Consider the following 20,127-nt stretch of genomic DNA (forward strand, 5'->3'; position numbering starts at 1 on the left):
TGATGGCACGCTATCGTTTCTGGCAGAGGATCAAGCGACACGATGAGGGCGGGCATGCGCCACGTTCCCGGCGGGACTTTCCGCATGGGATCGGACAATTTCTATCCCGAGGAAGCGCCCTCGCGCCAGGTGCGCGTCGATCCTTTCTGGATCGATGAAACGCCTGTCACCAACGCCGATTTCGCGCGCTTTGTCGAAGCGACCGGATATCGCACGCTGGCTGAGACAGCGCCCGATCCCCGTGACTATCCCGGCATGGACCCCGCCATGGCCAATGCAGGCTCCTTGCTGTTCCAGCGGACGCGCGGTCCGGTCGACCTCATGGATTACAGCCAGTGGTGGACATTCAGCTTCGGCACCGATTGGCGTCATCCCCACGGGCCGGGCACCACCATAGTGGGGTTGGAGGACCATCCGGTCGTGCACGTCGCCTTCCCCGATGCGGAAGCCTACGCCAAATGGGCGGGGAAGCTTTTGCCGACCGAAGCGGAATGGGAATTTGCAGCCAGGGGCGGCCTTGATAACAGCGAATATGCCTGGGGTGACGAACTCGCGCCCGGTGGCAAGATGCTGGCCAATTATTGGCAGGGCGCCTTCCCCTATGGCAACACGCTTGAGGACGGCTATGAACGGACTTCGCCCGTCAAAAGCTATCCGGCAAACGGCTTCGATCTCTACGACATGATCGGCAATGTCTGGGAATGGACGACAGACTGGTACGCCCAGCCGCGCATCGAGCGCAAGGCGAAGGGAAGCTGCTGCGTCCCCGCCAACCCGAGGGGCGGGACGAAGCGGGAAAGCCTGGACCCGGCCATGCCGCACACGCCGATCCCGCGAAAGGTGCTGAAGGGCGGATCGCATCTGTGCGCCGCCAACTATTGCCAGCGCTACCGCCCCGCCGCCCGCCACGCGCAGGCGATCGACAGCTCGACCAGCCATATCGGCTTCCGCTGCATCGTCAGGGGCGACTAGAGCGTTTTCCAGGCAGATGAAATCATCTGCTGGCCCGGAAATCGCGGGAAAAAGCGAAATTTTAGAGCAGCCGAACCGATGGCATCGGATCGGATTTTGCCCTGGATTCAGCTCTTCGGGATGCTCCGAAGAACCAGCTTGCCGATGGCCGTGCCCGTTTCCACCAGCGCATGCGCCTGCCTCAGCGCCGCCGCGCTCATCGGTCCCAGATCGCGTGTCATCGTTCCCTGCAACACGCCCTCGTCCACCAGCCGCGCGATCTCGCACAAGGCATGATGCTGCTCGACCATGTCGGACGTTCCGTAGATGGAGCGCGTGAACACGCCTTCCCATGCCACCGTGACCGACTTCTGCCGCAGCGGCACGATGTCGAAGCTCTTCACGTCATCGATGATGGCCATCCTGCCCTGCGGCGCGATGATGCGGGCATAGGCGGGCAAATGCCGGTCGCTGGCGGCCAGACTGGCGATGAAATCGACCGATTTTACACCGATCCCGCTCAGCCCGTCATGCAGCGGGGCGTGATGGTCGATCACATCATGCGCGCCCATTTGCCTCACCCATGTGATGCTCTCGGCGCGCGAGGCCGTCGCGATGACGCGTAGCTTCGTCAGCTGCCGGGCCATCTGCACCAGCATCGAACCGACGCCGCCCGCGCCATTGACGATCAGGATCGACTGTCCCTCACCCCCGCCGCGCGCGACGCGCAGCCGGTCGAACAGCAGTTCCCAAGCCGTCAGCCCTGTCAGGGGCAGCGCCGCCGCCTGCGCAAAGTCGATCGAGCGTGGCTTGCGGCCAACCAGGCGTTCGTCAACCGCATGCAATTCAGCATTGGTGCCCGGCCGCTTGACCGTGCCCGCATGGAAGACCTCGTCGCCCGGCGCGAACAACGTCACCTCCGAGCCAACGGCTTCCACCACGCCAGCCGCATCATAACCCAGCACCATCGGCTCGCCCGCAGGCTTGGCGCCGCCACGCAGCTTCGTATCTATCGGGTTCACCGACACGGCATGGACACGGACGATCAGGTCGCGCGGACCTGGCGACGGATCGGCGACCTCGATGTCGATCAGCGCATCCTCCCGATCGATCGGGCCGCCCTGCCTGAAACCCACCGCCTTCATGCCCAGCCTGCTCCCCAAAAGCCGATCATCCGCCACCCGCTTACCGGCTTCCGGCCAAAAGGAAAGCCGCCCGCTATGTCAGGCCAGTTCCAGCGCCATTGCCGTCGCTTCCCCGCCACCAATGCACAGGCTCGCCACCCCGCGCTTCAGGCCGCGCTCCTGCAATGCGGCCAGCAGCGTCGCCACGATGCGCGCGCCCGACGCGCCGATCGGATGCCCCAGCGCGGTGGCGCCGCCATTCACGTTCAGCTTGTCGGCCGGAATGCCAAGCTCCTTTGCGGCGATCATCGCCACCACGGCAAAGGCTTCGTTCACCTCGAACAGGTCGACATCCTCCACCTGCCAGCCCGCCTTTTCCAGCAGCTTGCGCATTGCCGGGACGGGCGCCGTGGTGAAGCGTGATGGTTCATGCGCATGGGCGGCGCTTGCGACGACCGTTGCGATCACCGGCAGCCCCAGCCGCTCGGCCACGCTCCGCCGCGTCATCACCAGCGCCGCCGCGCCATCGGAAATGGAGGAGCTGTTCGCCGCCGTGATCGTGCCATCGGCAACGAAAGCGGGCTTGAGCGACGGAATCTTGTCCGGCCGCGCCTTCCCCGGCTGCTCGTCCGTGTCGACCACAGTATCGCCGCCACGGCCCCGCACCGTCACCGCCGCAATCTCCCGCCGGAAAGCGCCGCTCGCAATGGCCGCCTGCGCCCGTTCCAGTGATCGCACCGCATAGGCATCCTGCTCTGCGCGGGTGAACTGATAGTCACGCACCGCGTCCTCGGCAAAGACGCCCATCGCCTTGCCCGGCTCATACGCATCTTCCAGCCCGTCCATCATCATCGTGTCGATGATCCGGTCATGGCCGATCCGTGCGCCTGACCGGTGCTTTGGCAGCGCATAGGGGGAGTTGGTCATGCTTTCCATGCCGCCCGCGACGACCAGATCGGCCGCCCCCGCCATCAGCGCCTCCTGCGCCATGATCGCTGCCTGCATGCCCGAACCGCACATCTTGTTGACGGTGGTCGCCTCCGTATTGAGGCCGAGCCCCGCACCCAGAGCCGCCTGCCGCGCGGGCGCCTGACCCAGCCCCGCAGGCAATACGCAGCCCATATAAATGCGGTCGATCGCATCTACCGGCGCCCCTGCCCGCTCCATCGCGGCCTTCACCGCCGTAGCGCCCAGATCAGTGGCCTTCAGCGGCGAAAGCACACCCTGAAAGCCGCCCATGGGCGTCCGGGCATAGCCAGCAATCACAACAGGATCATCCTGCATGGCATTTTCCTTTACCTGTCGGCAGGGGCGGTGCAGCGCCCCGGCCATCGTCTGGCTCGATATAGGAACCTGGCGGTCCTTATGCATCGTCCCGACGACCAGGAAAATGGCTCAGCGCGCGGGCAGAACCTCCTTGCCGCCAGCACAGCGCGCCCCCTCCAGCCCCGCCGCCCAGGCGATCGCCCCGCCGATCATCTTGCGATGCAGCGGCTCGCCATAGGTCGACGCAGCATGGCCCAGCGCCGAATAGAAAGCGCGGCCATCGCCCACGCAATGCGTCCACACCATCGGGTGATCCGCGCCCATGCGGATGTCCTTCGCCTTGGTGAAGGATGTCAGCTTCTGCAGCGGACTGTAGCTTTTCTCATCGATGGTGACGAGGATGCGATAGCCCTTGGCGCGCGGGCTCGCGTCGAAGCTGTACCACTCATCCGTCCGCCGCCACGTCTTGGGCAGGTCGCGGGTCGCGGGATGATCGCGATCCTCGACGTTCAGCGTCGCCTGCTGAAACTGCGGACCCATGATATGGCCGATGAACTGCGCGCCGATCAGATTATCGACATACCAGCGCCACGCATATTGCGGATCGCCACCGGCACCATGCAGCCCGACAAAGCCGCCGCCCCTTTCCAGCCAGGCACGAAAAGCGTCACGCTGCGCCGGCGTCAGCACGTCGCCGCTGACGCTGCTCCACACCACCGCCTTGAACCGATTCAGCTGCGTAGGATTGAATATGGCCGCATTTTCGGTCGTGTAGCTGCTCCACCCCCGTTGCTTCGCGATCTCCGCAATCGCCCGGTTCGCCGCCACGATCTGCTCATCGTCGCGAAAGCCGTTGGTCTTGGAAAAGATGAGGATCGCCTTGTCCGACAGCGCAGGCAGCACAGGCGGCGTCTCGTCATAACTTACGCCCACGCCCAGCACGATGCGCCCAAAATTGCCCGGACCAATCGCCCGCACCATCATCGCCACCAGGATGGCTACCGCCAGCAGGACGATGATCGCCACCCATTTGACGATGCGCCACGCCTTGCTTCTACCCTTCGCCATCCCGTCATCCCCCTTCATGCTTTTCAGCGCCGCGCGTTCAGAAGCGCGGTCCCTAAACCCAACTACGTTCAGCAGCGCGAAAGGCATATCCGGATATTCGGGCAGAAGTAAACATGTGCGTTGCGTTGTCCGCAATGCTGCAATAGTTTCTCGCCACAGTTGAACGGAGACCATGATGAAGAACTGGATGATCGCGGCGGCCCTGATTGCGATGTCGCCGATGCCCGCCTTCGCGCAGACCGCCTATTCCACCGCCACGACCGAACTCGGCACGCTGCTCGACGACCCGGCGGCCAAGGCTGTCCTGGAAAAGCACGTCCCCGGCATGACCACCAATGATCAGGTCGACATGGCCCGCGCCATGACGCTCAAGGATATTCAGCAATATTCGCCCGATGACATCACGGACAAGGTTCTTGCCGCCATCGACGCGGACCTCGCAAAGCTCCCCGCCAAGAAATAATCACCGCTTTTCTGGCCGGGGTGGTTCATCCCGGCCAGCCCGATCACCAGCTTTCCCGTCCGCGCAGCAGGACGTCCACCGCATCGGCGGCAAAGCGCGCGGCCTCTTCCCGGCTCACCTCCCGGATCGTTTCTTCCGTCCTGCGCCAACCCTGTATCATGCTGAGCAACTGCCGCGCCACGCGCTCGGGATCGACCGGCGGCGCCAGGTCGTCCTTCGTCCCTGCGACGATCTCGCCGGTCAGGAACTGAAGCTCATAGCGATAGCCGATCTGATAAAAGCTCTGCGCGATCTCCGGAAAGCGTGACGCGGTCGTCAGGATCAGCCGGTCGAACTGCGCGACTTCGGGATTGCCCAGCGACTCCATCAAAATCTGCGCGTGGCGCTTCAGCCGGTCGGGAAATGGCTCCGGCAGATCCGCATTGCCCGCGCTGGCATCGCTCGACCATCGCTGAACCCGGTCCTCAACCACCGCTTTCATCAGCGCTTCCTTGGTCGGATGGCGCGCATAGAGCGTCCGTTTCGACACCGCCGCCGCCTGGGCCACCGCCTCCATCGACGTCGCTTCATACCCCGTCGACAGGAACAAGTCCCGCGCCGCCGTCAGGATGGCTTCATCAATCTGGCCCGCCTTCTTGTTCGGCGGCCTCCCCGTCCGGCGCGCGGGGGCGTGCTGTCCGGCCGCTTTCGCCTCGCCAGTGTCAGCCTTTTCTATCCCTTTTCCGGTGCGCGGCATGCTCTGTCCAAAAACCTAAATCCGACGCCTCCTTATGTCGGTTTGATTTGGCATCACAAGCAAAGTCTCTGGTGCCCGGACCGTGTCGGCAATCGGGCCACATCCGGGACGCGACGTCGCGCCCCGGTTGCGGCCCGCGCCTCACGCGGCTTCGTCCAGTGCGTCGGGCGGGATGTTGGCCGGGCCGCCGATATCGTAGACGCGGGCAAGAAGGCCCACAAACGCGTTGTCGTTCATCGGATCGGTCGGCACCTCAAACTGGACGCCGCGCTTCTTCATGTCGTCGATCAGCATGCTGATCGCCAGTTCCTGATCGATATCGTCGCGATGGTCATAGGTCAGCTTGAAATCATCGATATCCTTGAACAGGCGCGCGCCCCAGTGAACAAGGAAGCGCATTTCCTGCTCCGGCACCTTCTGATTGACCTTGCCGAATGTTTCGATCTGCCAACCCGTCGAATCCTGCGGATCAGCGCCAAAGGTCGAACTGATGTCCAGCCCCTGTGGCTTGCGAAGCGCGACTGGCCCGGTCGCTTGTCCATGGTGGAACATCATCTCGTTTTCGACCACCACCGCGCGGCCCCACATGGGCGCGTTGATCTGTAACGGTTCAGCCCTTGGTCCATCTGGCCAGCAATTGAAGCCGCCGCCGATCTTGCCGTTGTAGTACCACGCGATCACCTGCCCTTTCTTGGAGCGCCAGCGATCGAACAGGCGCGACTTGGCCATCGTCAGAAGCAGCCACAAGGGACTGTTTTCCATCGTCAGCCCCCGAAAGACCGCGCCATCCAGATGCGGCGGCCCGCCGATCGGGGTCGGACCCTGGATGTTGAACAGAAACGTCTCGGGCTCAGCGAACTGGCAGTTCCAATATTTGCGGACGAGATCAAGGAAGCGCGAATTATAATAGCAATCCTCGACCTCTGGATAGAAGCAGGTCCCCCCGCGCGCCAGATACCCGCGAAAGACGGGATTGAGGCCGATCATGTCCCAGGTAAGCTCCACGCCTTCGGGCAATTGCTTGCCCGCGCCGGACGTCGTTGCGATAACTTCTTCGGGCGTCTTGAAATTCTCCGCCATGATGAGGGGCCATGGGCCATTATCCCGCACCACCTGCAACAGTCGGGCATGTTGATCGGCGCTGTAGGCATCTTCGATCAATTGCGGCGGCGCCACCGGCCGGAATGTGTCGGCAAGTTCATGCAGCATGAAAATCTCTCCTCTAACCTTCAACCCAAAGCAAGCGTTGCGGCGGCACGTTCAGGAACAGCCGACCGCGCCACTATCTCGCGGCAGGCGTCGCCGGGCGTCATCTCCTCGCACCATTCCCGCAAGATATTATCGATCCATATGATTGCGGCGATCAACCCGGTTTCCGCCAGCCACAGATCCGACTGGCTCTTCAAGGACGCCCAGGCTTCCACCGGGACCTGATCCAATGCCCCCACGACGATATCCAGGATCATCGCGATCGCCGTGGAATAGAGCGAAGCCTTGTACTGCAGCCGCAGCTCGGCAGGGTCTAGAACAACGCCCGACTTGTCCGCCAGCTCCTCCACGAACGTTCCAAGCACCAAGTCGACAAGTTCGGCATATCGGAGCGGCTGCGGCATCATCATCATGCCGCTCAGCGCCTGGGCGATGCTCATCTGCCCGGCGCCGCCCCAATCAAGCAGCCCGACGTGCCGCCGCCCCGCAGGATCGCGCCAATACCAGGCATTATCGACATTCAGGTTCGGATGGCAAAGGCCGGTATAATCCCTGTTCGCATGCAGATAGGCGATGACGGCATCCTTATGCTCCAGCCCAAACAGCACATCCTCCGCCCAACGCTCCATGAACGACGGTTCGCGAGCCTCGGCCACGAAAAGCTGCGGCGCCGTCTGCGTCACGAACGTGCTCAGCCGCGCGATCTTCGCCCCGGCATCGCGCACGGGGTCAAAGTCCCGCGCCGCGCCGCCAAAGGGAAACAGGCTCTCGATTTCCGGCCCCAGCCTGCCACATTTATGCGCCGCCACCAGATGCGCGAGCGACCGGGCGAGCAGCGCATAATGCTCCTCTACCCCGCCTATCTCATGATCATAGCCCTTCCGGTACGCAGGTTCGACCGGCGGCACGCCAAAGGCGATGCGCTCGGTAATCAGGATGAAGTTGGTCGTCCGCGCACAATGATCCCCGAAATAATATTTCGCCGTCGTGACCGGCAGGTCGATCTCACTGCCAAGCCGCTGCATGTCCACTTCGCCGCTGCCGAGCCGGATCAGTCCGAATTTGTGATCCGGGTCCGCAGGCGGGAACTTGGCGAACAGATGCGTGTGCAATCCCGGCTCGTCCCGCGCGTAGGCGAGGGTCAGCAGAGACCGCTCCGAAGCGCCCGGCACACCCACCGGCTTCAGCTCGACTATCTCGGTCACTTCATTGTCTGCCGACATCACGCCCGAAGCCCGGAAAGCCTTTGTCAGGAATGCCGTGCCGAACTCCGCCAGCATTTTGGGAGAGATGGGGAACGCAAGGCCATAATGATCGCCCGGCGCGACCGTCCGGTGCAGTTCATCGAACAGCTTCCTGTCAGGCAGCGGCCTGCGGCACATCGTCATATGGCCTTGCACCACCGCTCAGCCCTGTCGCTGGCTGATCTGAAGGAGATGCCCTTCAGGATCCTTCACGAAGGCATGCCGGCCAAAGCCGGGGACTTCCCGGTCTTCCACCACCGTGCCGCCCGCTTTCTTGATGCGCTGCAAGCAGGCGCTCAAGTCTCCGCTCGCAAAGCCGATGATGGATTCATTGTTCGCCGGCTGCGTGTCCTCGGGAAAGCTCGCCAGAATGAACAGCGGACCGCCCTTGTAGGTCGGCTGGTAAACGATCTCCACGACATCGCGCCCCGTGATCTTTGCATCCATCCGGTTCATTTCCACTAGCCCGAACACCGATTTGTAGAAGACTTCGGACTTGGCGATGTCGTGGACGACCAACTTCAGGAACATGAAGTCGATATCCTGTTCCGCACCAAAAGGCAGTTCCATCCATTCTCTCCTTGCTTGATTGCCGTTCGTCTTACCGTGTCAAATGGTCAGCATTTCCATCTCGCGCGCCACGTCCTTGGCAATATCCCCCTCAGCGCGCGTCACATTGAAATCTTCCTGTCGAGGCGCGCGCAGGTCATGCCAGATCCGCGAATTGTGACGCGGAATGGCCAGGATCACCTTTTTCTGTCCATCGGCGCCTTTGTCGCGATAATAGCCATGCGCGCTGCCACACTGCACCCAGGCGGTCTTCGCCAGGTTCGTATCGACATCGTCGATGAAGGCGTCCGTCGCCTGCTGAGTGACGTCGAAGGACGACAGATGATCGTCCACCATCCATTGCAGCAGTTCGACGATGTAATGGACCTGCTGCTCGCTTACCACGGCATGGTTAGCGACCAGATAGCTGTAAGGCGCGCCCATGAAGACGAAATTGGGGAAACCGGTGATTAACATGCCTTCATAGGAGAAGGGATGCGGATCAAACGCGTCCTTCAGCGTTTTCCCGCCAGCGCCACGAATGTCGAACTGCCGCCCGAAATGCAGGTTGTAACCGGTCGACAGCAGCAACACGTCGCATTCGATCCGCGTACCATCGGCCAGGATCACTGCATCCTGGTCGGCCTCCGCCAACTCGCCGCGCACGATCGACACATTGGGCTTCTTCAGCGTATCGTAAAATCCGCAATCCAGGATCGGTCGCTTTGCAAAAACCGGGAAGTTGGGTGTCAGCAGTTCCACCATCACCGGATCGTCGGGGAAATGGCTCTTCACATAACCATCGCACAACATGCGCATGCCATCATTGATCGGGCCGAAGCCGCCCGTCTTCGCGGCATGTTCCTCATCCTTCATGATCATTCCATGCATGTCGCGCATCTGGCTGTGCAGGCTCTGCAGCCGCTTCCACTGGGCGACGAAGGGCACATGTTCCATGGCCCAGCGCTCCAGTTCCGCCACCGGAGCATGGGCGAGCGGATTGGGAAGGATATGTTCCGGCTGGCGCTGCACGATCACCAGTTCGCCGACCTTGTCAGCGATGGCGGTCGCAACCTGCACGCCCGAACAACCCGTCCCGACCAGCACGACCTTCTTCCCCGTCAAATCGACGGAATGATCCCAGGCTGCCGAATGGATGACCGGCCCCTTGAAGCTATCGAGATTCTTCACCTTGGGGTAGTTGGGATTATTGTTCGGCCCAACCGACATGATGAGGACATTGCATTCATGGGCTTCCGGCTTGCCGTTCCGGACCGCCTTGACAGTCCAGATCTTGCGGGCGTCATCCCATTTGGCGCCCTCGACCCAGGTGCCGAACTGAATGCGGTCACGAAGGCCATATTTGTCAGTGACCCGATCCAGATAGGACAGAAATTCCGGCCCGCGCGGGTAGAATTGGGTCCACGAAGCATTGGGCTCGAAGGAGAAGGAATAGATGCGGCTCGGCGTATCGACCGCCGCGCCGGGATAGGTGTTGGTCAGCCAGTTGCCGCCGACCGTGTCCATCGCTTCCAGCACCGTGAAGTCGAACCCAGCCTGCTGCAGCTTGATGGCGGCGTTGATGCCCATCATGCCGGCGCCGACCACGATCACCTTGAAATCGGCAGGCGGCACGTCAGCAGCCTTGCGGATGCGGGTGTCGGTCGTGAACCCGGCATGCTGAAAAGCGACATCCACCGACATTTCCGGCAGGTCTTGACCCAGCAGCAGACGGCTCATCCGCTTGAACATCGGCCGGTCCAGCTGAGGCATGACCGGCGGCTTGCCCGACTTCACCGCGAGGCGCAGGCGATCGCGAATTTCGGCGGCGATCGCCGGATCGATGGTTGGCCGCTCTTCATGGGCGTTGATATCGACGAAGGTCTCAACCAGTTCTTCCTGACGCCCGTCGATTGCATCCCAATATTGGTTGAGCAGCGTCCGGTTGCCCGTCATCTGGATCAACGCCATGAGCGCCATAGTTGGGTCCAGCGCGTCGATGGCAGCGTCGATCCTGGAATTCATGTCCATCACGCGCTCATGCATCCTGTCTCTCCTTCAATTTTCCGGCCCACTTTCGGAGTCGATGGACATGAATTACACATAAATGTGTAATTGGTCAAACAATACTGTGCTTGCCATTGCCCACCGGCTGCGCGACGAGGCAAAAGATGAATGAAGTGCGTATCAAGAGGCGTGCGGGCCGCCCGACGGCGGAGGTGGCCGAACAAAAGCGCATGAACCTGATCCTCGTCGCGCTTGAGGAATTTGCGCGCTCCGGCTTCCACGCCGCATCCCTGCGCGACATCGCGGAAAAGGCTGAGGTGTCGAGCCGGACGCTCTACAATCACTTTCCCGACAAGCTGGCGCTTTTCGAAGCCAGCCTGGAACATTCGGGCGCGCAGCTGATGCCTGACCTGCCCGACCTCGAAGGCGACCTGAACACCCGGCTCGTCACCTACGCAACGGAGATGCAGCGCCAGCTTTCATCCACGCGCAGCACCCGCATCGCGCGCCTCATCTATCGGGAGGGCGGCGAATTTGACGAACTGCGCCAGATCGCCCGCCACCAGTTCGAACGGCATCAGGTCAGCCCGGTCGCGGAACTGCTGGAAAAGGAAGGCGTGGCGGAAGAGGATAGCCGCAACTTCGCCAAGCAGTTCGTCGCCATGGCCTTTGGCGAATGGCAACGCCGCCTGTTGTTCGGTGGTCCTCCCCTGACCCCCGAAGAAATGGCAGCGCACGCGCGATTTGTGACCCAACTCTTCCTGAACGGCATCACCCCCACCCTTCGCGGCAATGACGCGGGCATTTGAAGGCTCCTTCTCCGTCACCCCGGGCTTGACCCCGGGGTCCCGTTGCCTCCGCAGCGCCAGATAGCAAGTCCAGGTGCTCCTGAACGCCCCTCGGAGCCCGCCCCGGACCCGATAGGCCGTTCCCGGCGTTCTCTAGCCGGAAGGGAGAATGATGCATGGAGCAAATGGCATCAGGGGCGCTATTTGACGACGATCCGTCGCAGGAACAGGGCTGGAACCCGTCTGTCGCGGATACTGACGGCAGAGCAGCCGCCCTGCTGGACCTGCTCGCCCTGCTCAAGGCGCGCGGCTATCATTTCATCACCCCCACCCCCGCGACCCATGCACGCCTGATCGAACGCGCGCCACTGCGCCGCGCCCACGACCTGCGCGACGTGTTCGGCTGGTCGCTGCCATTCGACGCCGATCTGCTTGAGCCCGAACTGCTCCATATTCTCGACCGAGCGAGAGCGCTCGAACAGCATGGCGACGGCCTCAAAAGCCGCTTCCGCGTGTCGTCGCTCGGCCCTGATCTGCTGCTGCATTCCGCCTATCCCACCGATGATCAGGACGCGATCTTCTTCGGGCCGGACAGTTACCGCTTCGCCCGCCTGATCAGCGATGAACTGTCCCGATGCCCGCAGCGCGACGGCGCACGGCTTGTCGACATGGGGACGGGCGCGGGCGTCGGCGGCATCGTCGCCGCGCATCATTGCCCGCGTGTCGAAATCATCATGACCGACGTCAATCCCGCCGCGCTCCGCCTCGCCCGGATCAACGCGCAGGCGGCGGGTGTCGATGCGCGCTTCTGCGAGGCTGGGGATCTGTCGCCGATCGGCGGAACGTTCGATCTGCTCCTCGCCAACCCGCCCTATATCGTCGACTCCGCAGGCCGCGCCTATCGCGACGGCGGCGGCATGCACGGGGCTGAGATATCACTGACGATGGCGCGGCAGGCCGTGCCCCGGCTGGCTGATGACGGCCGCTTCATCCTTTATACCGGCAGCGCGATCGTCGGCGGCAACGACGAACTGAAGGTGCGCCTTGCCAGCCTTGCGCAAGAGCATGACTGCCTGCTTCGCTATGCCGAAATCGATCCGGACGTGTTCGGTGAGGAACTGGAAAACCCCGCCTATGCCGATGTCGAGCGCATCGCGCTGATCTCCGCGGTGATCGAACGCCGGGCGGCCTCGAATTGATCTCCGTAAAGGCGCGGCCCCTGCACTTGCTGGCTGGCCTTGTCCTCGGCCTGGCGGCGGGCATCATCACCAGCGGGCCGCTGCAGCAGACCCTTGGGACCATTCTTCAGCCGGTCGGCAGCCTCTGGCTCGATGCGCTGACCATGACGGTCGTGCCGCTGGTCTTCGGCTTGCTCGTCACCGGCATCGCTTCGGCCTCTCGCAACGCCGCTGCTGGCAGCATCGCGGGCCGCGCCCTCATCCTCTTCGCGCTGATGCTGACGGCAGCTTCGGTCTGCGCGGCGTTTCTGGCGGAGGGGCTGTTGCGGCTCTGGCCGGTCGCGCAGGGTTTCGCGCCGGTCGGGGCGCCGCCGCCCCCTACGCCGCAGAGCGCATGGTACAGCGGCATCATCCCCGCAAACCCGCTCAAGGCCGCCGCTGAAACGGCCATGGTGCCGCTGGTCGTCTTCGCGATCTTCTTCGGCTTCGCCATCGCGCGCATCACTCGGGATCTGGCCGACGCCTTGCTCAAGCTCCTGACCGGCCTTGTCGAAACCATGCTGGTCATCGTCGGTTGGGTGCTGGCGGTCGCGCCCCTCGGCATCGCGGCCTTGGCCTTCGGCGCAGGGGCGAAGCTCGGCGTCGGCGCGGTGGGTGCCTTTGCCCAATATATCGCGGTCGTCGCTGCCTGCTGCCTTGCCGCGACGCTGCTCGCCTATATCTGGGCAGCGCTGGCGGGGCGCCGCTCTCCCCTCCGCTTCGCCCGATCGGCCCTCCCGGCCCAGGCAGTCGCGCTCGGCACGCAATCCTCGCTCGCAACGCTGCCCGTCATGGTGGACGCTGCCCGCGACCTCGACGTTCCGGAAGAAACCGCCGCCATCGTCCTGCCGATGGCCGTGTCGCTGTTCCGCGCCTCCAGCGTCGCCGCGAACGTCGCTGTCGCCATCTATCTCGGCCACATGCATGGGGTAGCGATCGGCATCGCCACCCTGGCGCTGATTGCCCTCGTCGCCGTGCCCGTCAGCCTCGGCGCGGTCGGCCTTCCCGCGCAAGTCTCCTTCTTCGCGACGATCGCCCCCGTCTGCATCGCCGCTGGCGTGCCCGTGACGGCGCTCCCACTACTCCTGGCGATAGAGGCGATCCCCGACCTTTTCCGCACCGTCGGCAACGTCACCAACGACACCGCCGCCGCCTGCATCGTTACGCCGCCGCAACGACATTCTTTTTAGAAACCGCGTTTATTTCGCTATTTCCTTTTGGCATTTGCGTAATCCGCGCCACTCCCGCCTCATATTTCAGATTATGCACGGAAATCCCCGTCTCCACCCGCTGCACGCCAGGCAGGGTGCGAATCTTGGCCGAAACCAGGTCATTCAGCTGCTCGATATTCGTGAAAAGACCCATCGCCAGCAAATTGAACCGGCCCAGCAGCAGCACGACGCAATTGATCTCCGGCATCCGCCTCAATTGCTTCGCGATCGCCGTCACCTGCGACGGATCGGCGTTGATCCCCATCATGCAAAGGTTGGGCGACCCCGCGAGGCGGAAATCCGTCACCACCGTGAAATGGATCAGCCCCTCATTCTGCAACCGCTTTATCCGCGCCCGGATCGTCCCTTCGGTGACGCCCAGTTCAGCAGCAATCGCCCGGTTCGAAATGCGCGCATCGAAGGACAGCTTGTCCACGATCCTCCGGTCCAGCGGATCTAGCAGCGGCGCGCTCATGTCGGCCCCAGCGGCACGACGTTGAACTCATATTTGACGATGTCCACCGCGACGCCGGAATCAATCTGCGCCACACCCTCGATGCCGGAGATATGGTCGTAGAGAAATTCCTGAACCTCGGAAAAATCATGGAGCGCCACCATCAGCTCCAGATCATAACCGCCGTTCATGGCATTGACGCTCAGCACTTCGGGGAATTTGGCAAGGTCGCGTCCCACTTCCTGGATGCCACGCCCCTGCACCCTGACGCCGACGGCAATGATGACATTATACCCTCTCGCCGCGAAGTCGGTCACGGCGACGACACGCATCGCCCGCGCATCCTCCATCTTCTGCAACCGTGCCGAAACGGTAGCGGCGGTCACCGACAGTTGCTGCGCAATGTCCTGGTTGGTTGCCCGGCCATTGGTCCGCAGGATTTCGATGATGCTATTATCCAGTGCATCCAGTGCGGGCGGCGCTGCCATCCGCCCATTCCGTATCTGCATTCCCCATGCCTCCCGTAGATGCGCGGGTTATAGCGTGCAGGAATTCAGAGTGCCACCTGACGGCCGGGAGCGGATGACTGGCCGTGGCCGCCCGGTCTTCAACAATGCACAGTTCTGCGCACCGTCACGCCGCATGTTTTGATGGCAACGATCATCCATCATGACGATGCGTATGAAACGGGTGGTTCAGCTATGCGAAAAAAATCCGCTATCTACCGCCCAATCTCGATGGCCCTCCGCAGCCTCACTGGTCCAGCAATGCCTTCACGCAATCCACCGCGTTCTTTGCGCGTTGTTGTGGTGTTGTTCCTGCGTCTATTTGTTTTTGCTGTGGTATTTCGACGCTGAGTGGAGTGTTGGGGTTTAGGGTTTGTGCGAACGCTGTGATGTTGAAGCTGCCTTGTCCGGGGAGGAGGCGCTGGATGCCGGCTTCATGTTCGATGCTGTCTGGATCGATGGTTGCGGGTCCGTCGGAGATTTGGGCGATGGCGATGGCGGGGTGACGGAGGAGCGCCATGCTGGTGTCTGCTTCGCCGCCACGCATGATGTGGAGGAGGTCGGCTGTGACCTTGATGTCGGGGCGGCCGGCGCGGGCTATTTCCTCGAGGGCGGCGCTGAGGGTCCGGACCTGGGAGGGGGGATAAAATTCGAGTGACAGGGCGATGCCGAACGAGGCGGCGAGTTCGGCGAGTTCAACGAGCCTTTCGGTGCGGCGGACAGGATCGCGGTCGTAGCACAGGACATTGGCAAGGGGCGCGCCCAATGCTGCGCCGGTTTCGAGCGCGGGAACGAAGTCCTGGGGGTTGGTACGCCCTGCCATGGTGAAGGGGTAGATGAGGTCGACCTTGACCCCGGTGGCGGCGAGCGCGTCGCGGGTCTTGCGCAGCGCCTGGGGATCGCGCACCAGGTCATAGCTGGGCATGGCGGGCAGCACCTCCATGGAATGGAGGAACGGGCAGATGCCTTCACACCCTACCTCTGCGGCGATCTGCGCCAGTTGCCAGGGGGTGGTGTCGGTGACGGTGATATGGTCGAGCGACAGGCGCTTGTCGGCCATATCCTCTCCTCTTTTGGCTTTGCGTGCGAGCGATGCCGGGCGCGAATGGACGCGCCCGGCGGCATGTCAGGCCGCTGTTGCGCGTTCTTTCAGCATGTCCAATGCGACATCGACGATCATGTCTTCTTGCCCACCGACCATCTTGCGGCGGCCAAGTTCCACCAGGATGGTGCGGGTGTCTAGGCCGTAGGTTTCGGCGGCCTTCTCGGCATGGCGCAGGAAGGAAGAATAGACCCCGGCATAGCCAAGCGCCAGGGTTTCGCGGTCGACCCGGACCGGGCGGTCCTGCAGCGGACGAACGAGATCCTCGGCCGCGTCCATGAGCGCGTTGACATCGCAGCCATGGTTCCAGCCCTTGCGGTCGGCAGCGGCGATGAACACTTCCAAGGGCGCATTGCCAGCGCCCGCGCCCATGCCGGTGAGCGAGGCGTCGATGCGCACCGCGCCGCATTGCGCCGCGACGATCGAGTTGGCGACGCCAAGCGAGAGGTTGTGATGGGCGTGGATGCCGCGCTGGGTCTCGGGTTTCAAGACCCGGTCATAGGCTTCGAGGCGGGCCTTCACCCCATCCATGTCGAGCGCGCCGCCGCTGTCGGTTACATAGACGCACTGCGCGCCATAGCTTTCCATCAGCAGCGCCTGCTCGGCGAGCTTCTCCGCATCGATCATGTGGCTCATCATCAGGAACCCTGAGACGTCCATGCCAAGGTCGCGGGCGATGCCGATATGCTGTTTCGAGACATCGGCTTCGGTGCAATGGGTCGCGACCCGGACCGAGCGCACGCCGATATCATAGGCGCGGCGCAGTTCCTCGACCGTGCCGACGCCCGGCAGGATGAGCGTGGTGAGAACCGACCGGGTCAGCACCGAGGCAACCGCCTCGAGCCATTCCCAATCGGTATGCGCGCCAAAGCCATAGTTGAAGCTGGCGCCATTGAGGCCGTCGCCATGGGCGACCTCGATCGCGTCGACGCCTGCGTCATCCAATGCCTTGGCGATCGATTTCACATGGTCGATGCCATACATGTGGCGGATGGCGTGCATGCCATCGCGCAGCGTCACGTCCTGGATGTAGAGCTTGTCGCCCGCCTCGACGTTGAACGGCTTGTTGGACTGGGCGCTCATGCTGCCACCTTCTTTCCTTCTGCGATGCGCTGCGCGAGCAGCTCGCCGGTCGCCTTGGCGGCGGCCGTCATGATGTCGAGATTGCCCGAATAGCTCGGCAGATAATCGCCCGCCCCTTCGACCTCGAGCAGGATCATGGTCTTGATGCCGGTGAACTCGCCGCGGCCGGGGATGGTGAGCTTGTTATTGTCGCCAAAGCGCTCGAACTGCACTTCCTGCTTCAAGCGATAGCCCGGCACATAGGCCTGGACCTTCTTCACCATGGCTTCGACCGAGGCGCGGATGGTCTCTTCATCAGCGCCTTCGGACAGGGTGAACACCGTGTCGCGCATGATCATCGGCGGTTCAGCCGGGTTCAAGATGATGATCGCCTTGCCCTGCGCCGCGCCGCCGACCTTTTCGATGGCGCCAGCGGTGGTGCGGGTGAACTCGTCGATATTGGCGCGGGTGCCAGGCCCCGCCGAGCGCGAGGAGACCGATGCCACGATCTCGGCATAATGGACGGTCGCGACCTCAGAGACGGCAGCGACCATCGGGATCGTTGCCTGTCCGCCGCAGGTCACCATGTTGACATTGCCCGCGTCGAGATTGGCTTCGCCGTTGACGGTGGGGATGGTGTAGGGGCCGATCGCGGCGGGGGTCAAATCGACCACCTGCTTGCCGTCCTTGCGCAGCGCTTCGTCATGCACCTTGTGGGCGTAGGCGGAGGTCGCGTCGAACACGATGCCGATCTCAGGGTAAACGTCCATCTTCATGAGGCCTTCAAGGCCCTCATGGGTGGTGGCGACGCCGCGCTCGCGCGCCATGGCGAGCCCTTCGGACTTCTCGTCGATGCCGACCACGGCCACCAGTTCCATATTCTGGGGATATTTGATCATCTTGATCATGAGGTCGGTGCCGATATTGCCCGACCCGATGATCGCCGCCTTGACCTTGCCCGTCATTCTTCACTCCTCACGGCATCGCGACCGGGCGATGCCCACTTCGATATTCAGATAAAGCGCGCGGTGCAGCTGCCGACCCCGTGGAGCTGCATCTCGAACACATCGCCTGGCGCTGCCGGTTCGAGTGGCACCAGGCTGCCCGACAATATCACATCGCCAGCCTCCAAGGTAACGCCATAGGCACCCAGCGTATTGGCAAGCCAGGCGACCGCTTGCGCGGGCGAGCCCTGCACCGCATGGCCATAGCCTTCGCTGAGCGGCGCGCCATTCTTGGTGACGGTGACGTGGAGATTGGGAAGGTCGTGGTCGCGCGGGTTCACACGCGCCTCGCCCAGCACATAGACGCCGCAGGACGCATTGTCGGCGACGGTGTCGACGATGCCGATCTTCCAGTCCTGGATGCGGCTGTCGACGATCTCGAAACAGGGGACGATGCTGTCCGTCGCGGCGATCACATCGTCCGCCGTCACGCCCGGCCCCTTGAGGCTGTCTTTCAGGATGAAGCCGATCTCGGCCTCGGCGCGCGGGGCGATGAGGCCGTTTGCCGCGACATCGATGTCGCCCTCGATATACATGCGGTCAGTGAGGAACCCGAAGTCGGGCTGGTGCACGCCCAGCATGTCCTGCACCGCCTTCGACGTAACGCCGATCTTCTTGCCGATGACCTTCTCGCCATCGGCCTTGCGGCGTTCGAGCGCGCCAAGCGAGATGGCATAGGCGTCATCGATGGTGAGCTCAGGGTGACGCGCCATCAGCGGCGGCACGGTGCGCTTGTTGCGCAGGGCCTGGTAGAGCTCCTCTGCAAGCTGGTTATTAAGGTCGCTCACAGATAGGCTCCGTCCTGGAAGATGAGGGGATCGACCGCGTCGCTCAGGCGCACCGCCTTGACCCGTGCGATGACGATGCTGTGCGTGCCAAAGGGGGTCATGCTCTCGATCGTGCAGGAGAGGTTGGCCTGCGCCTCTTCGAGGATCGGCAGGCCATGGGGATCGGCGGTCCATTGCCCCACGCCAAAGCGCGCCTCGCGCGCGACCGCGCCCCCGAACGCTGCCGACACCTCTCGCTGATGACGCGAGAGGAGGTTGATGCTGACCGGGCAGCCGGGCGAGAGATGGGCGTGGATGCCGGCTGTCTGGTTGACGCAGACGAGCACCGCTGGCGGGTCCATGGTGAGCGAGGTGATCGAGGTCGCGGCCATGCCGACCGGCGCCTTGCCCTCGCCCAGCGCGGTGACGATCGCCACGCCCGAGGGCAGGCGGCGCATCGCGCCCTTGAGGCCCATGGTGACGTCCACGGGCTCGGGAACCGGCACGGATGGCGCAGGCGCGGGGTCAGCCATTCAGGAAGTCCAGCGAATAGCGGTTGAACTCCTGAGCCCGCTCGACCTGCACCCAATGGCCAGTCTGCGAGAAGGTGAGGCAGCGCACGTCGGGACAAGCGTCGAGGAAGAGCCGCGCATGGCTTTCGGGGCAGAATTCGTCATTGAGGCCCCAGAGCACGAAGATCGGCTGCGCAACCTCGCCAAGGCGCGGGCCAAGGTTGGGGGTCTTCACCCGGGCGAGCACATCCTTGGGCTGGGTGCGCGCGACGGCGAAGCGCTCCTCGACCAGTGCATCGGTCACATGATGGGCCGAAGAAGGGTGCATGAGGTTGCCGATGAGGCGGCGCTGTTCCTCGACGTTGAATTCCGGGCTGCCAAAGCCCGAGCGCATCTTGGCGATGCCGGGCATGGTGAAATAGCTCGCCTGTTCCGCCACGCAGCCGGGCGCCATCAGGATGAGCTTGCCGACGGCAAATTGAGGATGGTCGAGCGCGATCTGGAGGGCGATGCCGCCGCCCAGCGAATTGCCGATGAGGTGGCCGCCTGTGATCCCATGCTGGGCAAGGGCATCGAGCAGGGTCTGCGTAAACAGTTCGAGCGGATAGTCGGCTTCGGGCTTCGACGAGGTGCCATAACCGATGAGGTCAGGCAGGATGACGCGATAGCCAGCGTCAGCGAAGACTTGCGCATTGTTGCGGAAGTTGGACGCGCCCGATGCGCCGGGACCACTGCCATGGATGAAGATGACGGTCGGGGCATCGGCCGCAGCCCCTGCGATTTCCGCGATCGAAATCTCATATCCGCCCGCAACGCTATAGGTCTTGCGGATCAATTCACTGCCCATGGGCAATCCTCTTTTTGCCTGTGCCAGATGCCATATGCGC

The 20,127-nt window shown here is 63.0% G+C and carries 21 protein-coding genes; 5 read left to right on the forward strand and 16 right to left on the reverse strand.

All coding sequences use genetic code 11. The features are described 5' to 3' along the window. The first annotated feature begins 54 nt into the window (after positions 1–54). A complete protein-coding gene (locus tag ACYU8T_RS14760; RefSeq protein WP_461160065.1) occupies positions 55–972 on the forward strand; it encodes a formylglycine-generating enzyme family protein in 918 nt (305 codons plus the stop codon). A gap of 107 nt (positions 973–1,079) precedes the next feature. Here the strand turns inward: ACYU8T_RS14760 and ACYU8T_RS14765 are convergent, their stop codons facing one another. The 3 genes from ACYU8T_RS14765 to ACYU8T_RS14775 all read right to left on the reverse strand — a co-directional run bounded on the left by ACYU8T_RS14765 (position 1,080) and on the right by ACYU8T_RS14775 (position 4,409). Beyond that, complete coding sequence (locus tag ACYU8T_RS14765) at positions 1,080–2,096, reverse strand: zinc-binding alcohol dehydrogenase family protein (protein ID WP_461160066.1); 1,017 nt, start codon at positions 2,094–2,096, stop codon at positions 1,080–1,082. 78 nt (positions 2,097–2,174) lie between these two features. Continuing rightward, on the reverse strand, positions 2,175–3,359 hold the full coding sequence (locus ACYU8T_RS14770; RefSeq protein WP_461160067.1) for an acetyl-CoA C-acyltransferase: 1,185 nt from the start codon (positions 3,357–3,359) through the stop codon (positions 2,175–2,177). 111 nt (positions 3,360–3,470) lie between these two features. Beyond that, positions 3,471–4,409, reverse strand: coding sequence for a ThuA domain-containing protein (locus ACYU8T_RS14775; protein WP_461160068.1), 939 nt, complete (start codon positions 4,407–4,409; stop codon positions 3,471–3,473). Positions 4,410–4,584: 175 nt separating this feature from the next. Here ACYU8T_RS14775 and ACYU8T_RS14780 point away from each other — a divergent pair, with 175 nt between their 5' ends. After that, positions 4,585–4,872 (forward strand): hypothetical protein, encoded by a 288-nt coding sequence (locus tag ACYU8T_RS14780; RefSeq protein WP_097093631.1) that lies wholly within the window; start codon positions 4,585–4,587, stop codon positions 4,870–4,872. Positions 4,873–4,915: 43 nt separating this feature from the next. Here the strand turns inward: ACYU8T_RS14780 and ACYU8T_RS14785 are convergent, their stop codons facing one another. From ACYU8T_RS14785 to ACYU8T_RS14805, 5 genes are all read right to left on the reverse strand, one after another. Further along, entirely contained in the window at positions 4,916–5,608 is a 693-nt protein-coding gene (locus tag ACYU8T_RS14785) for a TetR/AcrR family transcriptional regulator (RefSeq protein WP_461160069.1), read from the reverse strand. Positions 5,609–5,749: 141 nt separating this feature from the next. Next, a complete protein-coding gene (locus tag ACYU8T_RS14790) occupies positions 5,750–6,817 on the reverse strand; it encodes a hypothetical protein (protein WP_461160070.1) in 1,068 nt (355 codons plus the stop codon). A gap of 20 nt (positions 6,818–6,837) precedes the next feature. Continuing rightward, entirely contained in the window at positions 6,838–8,199 is a 1,362-nt protein-coding gene (locus ACYU8T_RS14795; RefSeq protein ID WP_461160071.1) for a hypothetical protein, read from the reverse strand. 24 nt (positions 8,200–8,223) lie between these two features. Further along, the gene (locus ACYU8T_RS14800; RefSeq protein WP_461160072.1) at positions 8,224–8,631 is read right to left on the reverse strand and encodes a VOC family protein; all 408 of its coding nucleotides are present in this window, start codon (positions 8,629–8,631) and stop codon (positions 8,224–8,226) included. A 39-nt stretch (positions 8,632–8,670) separates the two neighbouring features. After that, on the reverse strand, positions 8,671–10,656 hold the full coding sequence (locus ACYU8T_RS14805) for a flavin-containing monooxygenase (RefSeq protein ID WP_461160073.1): 1,986 nt from the start codon (positions 10,654–10,656) through the stop codon (positions 8,671–8,673). Positions 10,657–10,790: 134 nt separating this feature from the next. Between ACYU8T_RS14805 and ACYU8T_RS14810 the strand changes: the two genes are divergently transcribed. From ACYU8T_RS14810 to ACYU8T_RS14820, 3 genes are all read left to right on the forward strand, one after another. After that, on the forward strand, positions 10,791–11,426 hold the full coding sequence (locus ACYU8T_RS14810; RefSeq protein ID WP_461160074.1) for a TetR/AcrR family transcriptional regulator: 636 nt from the start codon (positions 10,791–10,793) through the stop codon (positions 11,424–11,426). 155 nt (positions 11,427–11,581) lie between these two features. Beyond that, positions 11,582–12,604 carry a methyltransferase gene (locus ACYU8T_RS14815; protein WP_461160075.1) on the forward strand — a complete coding sequence of 341 codons (1,023 nt, stop codon included), beginning with the start codon at positions 11,582–11,584 and terminating at the stop codon, positions 12,602–12,604. Continuing rightward, positions 12,601–13,812, forward strand: a complete 1,212-nt coding sequence (locus ACYU8T_RS14820; RefSeq protein ID WP_461160076.1) for a dicarboxylate/amino acid:cation symporter — start codon at positions 12,601–12,603, stop codon at positions 13,810–13,812. Before ACYU8T_RS14815 ends, ACYU8T_RS14820 begins: the two co-directional genes overlap by 4 nt. Here ACYU8T_RS14820 and ACYU8T_RS14825 read toward each other — a convergent pair. From ACYU8T_RS14825 to ACYU8T_RS14860, 8 genes are all read right to left on the reverse strand, one after another. Next, a complete protein-coding gene (locus ACYU8T_RS14825; RefSeq protein ID WP_461160077.1) occupies positions 13,784–14,308 on the reverse strand; it encodes an Lrp/AsnC family transcriptional regulator in 525 nt (174 codons plus the stop codon). The genes ACYU8T_RS14820 and ACYU8T_RS14825 overlap by 29 nt on opposite strands. After that, positions 14,305–14,775 carry an Lrp/AsnC family transcriptional regulator gene (locus ACYU8T_RS14830; protein ID WP_201516144.1) on the reverse strand — a complete coding sequence of 157 codons (471 nt, stop codon included), beginning with the start codon at positions 14,773–14,775 and terminating at the stop codon, positions 14,305–14,307. The genes ACYU8T_RS14825 and ACYU8T_RS14830 overlap by 4 nt, the downstream gene beginning before the upstream one ends. Before the next feature lie 265 nt (positions 14,776–15,040). Next, positions 15,041–15,853 (reverse strand): sugar phosphate isomerase/epimerase family protein, encoded by an 813-nt coding sequence (locus tag ACYU8T_RS14835; protein ID WP_461160078.1) that lies wholly within the window; start codon positions 15,851–15,853, stop codon positions 15,041–15,043. Positions 15,854–15,919: 66 nt separating this feature from the next. Further along, positions 15,920–16,978 carry a 4-hydroxy-2-oxovalerate aldolase gene (gene dmpG, locus ACYU8T_RS14840; RefSeq protein ID WP_461160079.1) on the reverse strand — a complete coding sequence of 353 codons (1,059 nt, stop codon included), beginning with the start codon at positions 16,976–16,978 and terminating at the stop codon, positions 15,920–15,922. Next, the gene (locus ACYU8T_RS14845; RefSeq protein WP_097093809.1) at positions 16,975–17,922 is read right to left on the reverse strand and encodes an acetaldehyde dehydrogenase (acetylating); all 948 of its coding nucleotides are present in this window, start codon (positions 17,920–17,922) and stop codon (positions 16,975–16,977) included. The genes dmpG and ACYU8T_RS14845 overlap by 4 nt, the downstream gene beginning before the upstream one ends. 47 nt (positions 17,923–17,969) lie before the next feature. After that, entirely contained in the window at positions 17,970–18,674 is a 705-nt protein-coding gene (locus tag ACYU8T_RS14850) for a fumarylacetoacetate hydrolase family protein (RefSeq protein ID WP_461160397.1), read from the reverse strand. Positions 18,675–18,745: 71 nt separating this feature from the next. Next, positions 18,746–19,261 carry a flavin reductase family protein gene (locus ACYU8T_RS14855; RefSeq protein WP_201516794.1) on the reverse strand — a complete coding sequence of 172 codons (516 nt, stop codon included), beginning with the start codon at positions 19,259–19,261 and terminating at the stop codon, positions 18,746–18,748. Next, positions 19,254–20,087 carry an alpha/beta fold hydrolase gene (locus tag ACYU8T_RS14860; RefSeq protein ID WP_461160080.1) on the reverse strand — a complete coding sequence of 278 codons (834 nt, stop codon included), beginning with the start codon at positions 20,085–20,087 and terminating at the stop codon, positions 19,254–19,256. Before ACYU8T_RS14860 ends, ACYU8T_RS14855 begins: the two co-directional genes overlap by 8 nt. Positions 20,088–20,127 lie beyond the last annotated feature (40 nt).

Source organism: Sphingobium sp. TomMM35A (assembly GCF_054771735.1).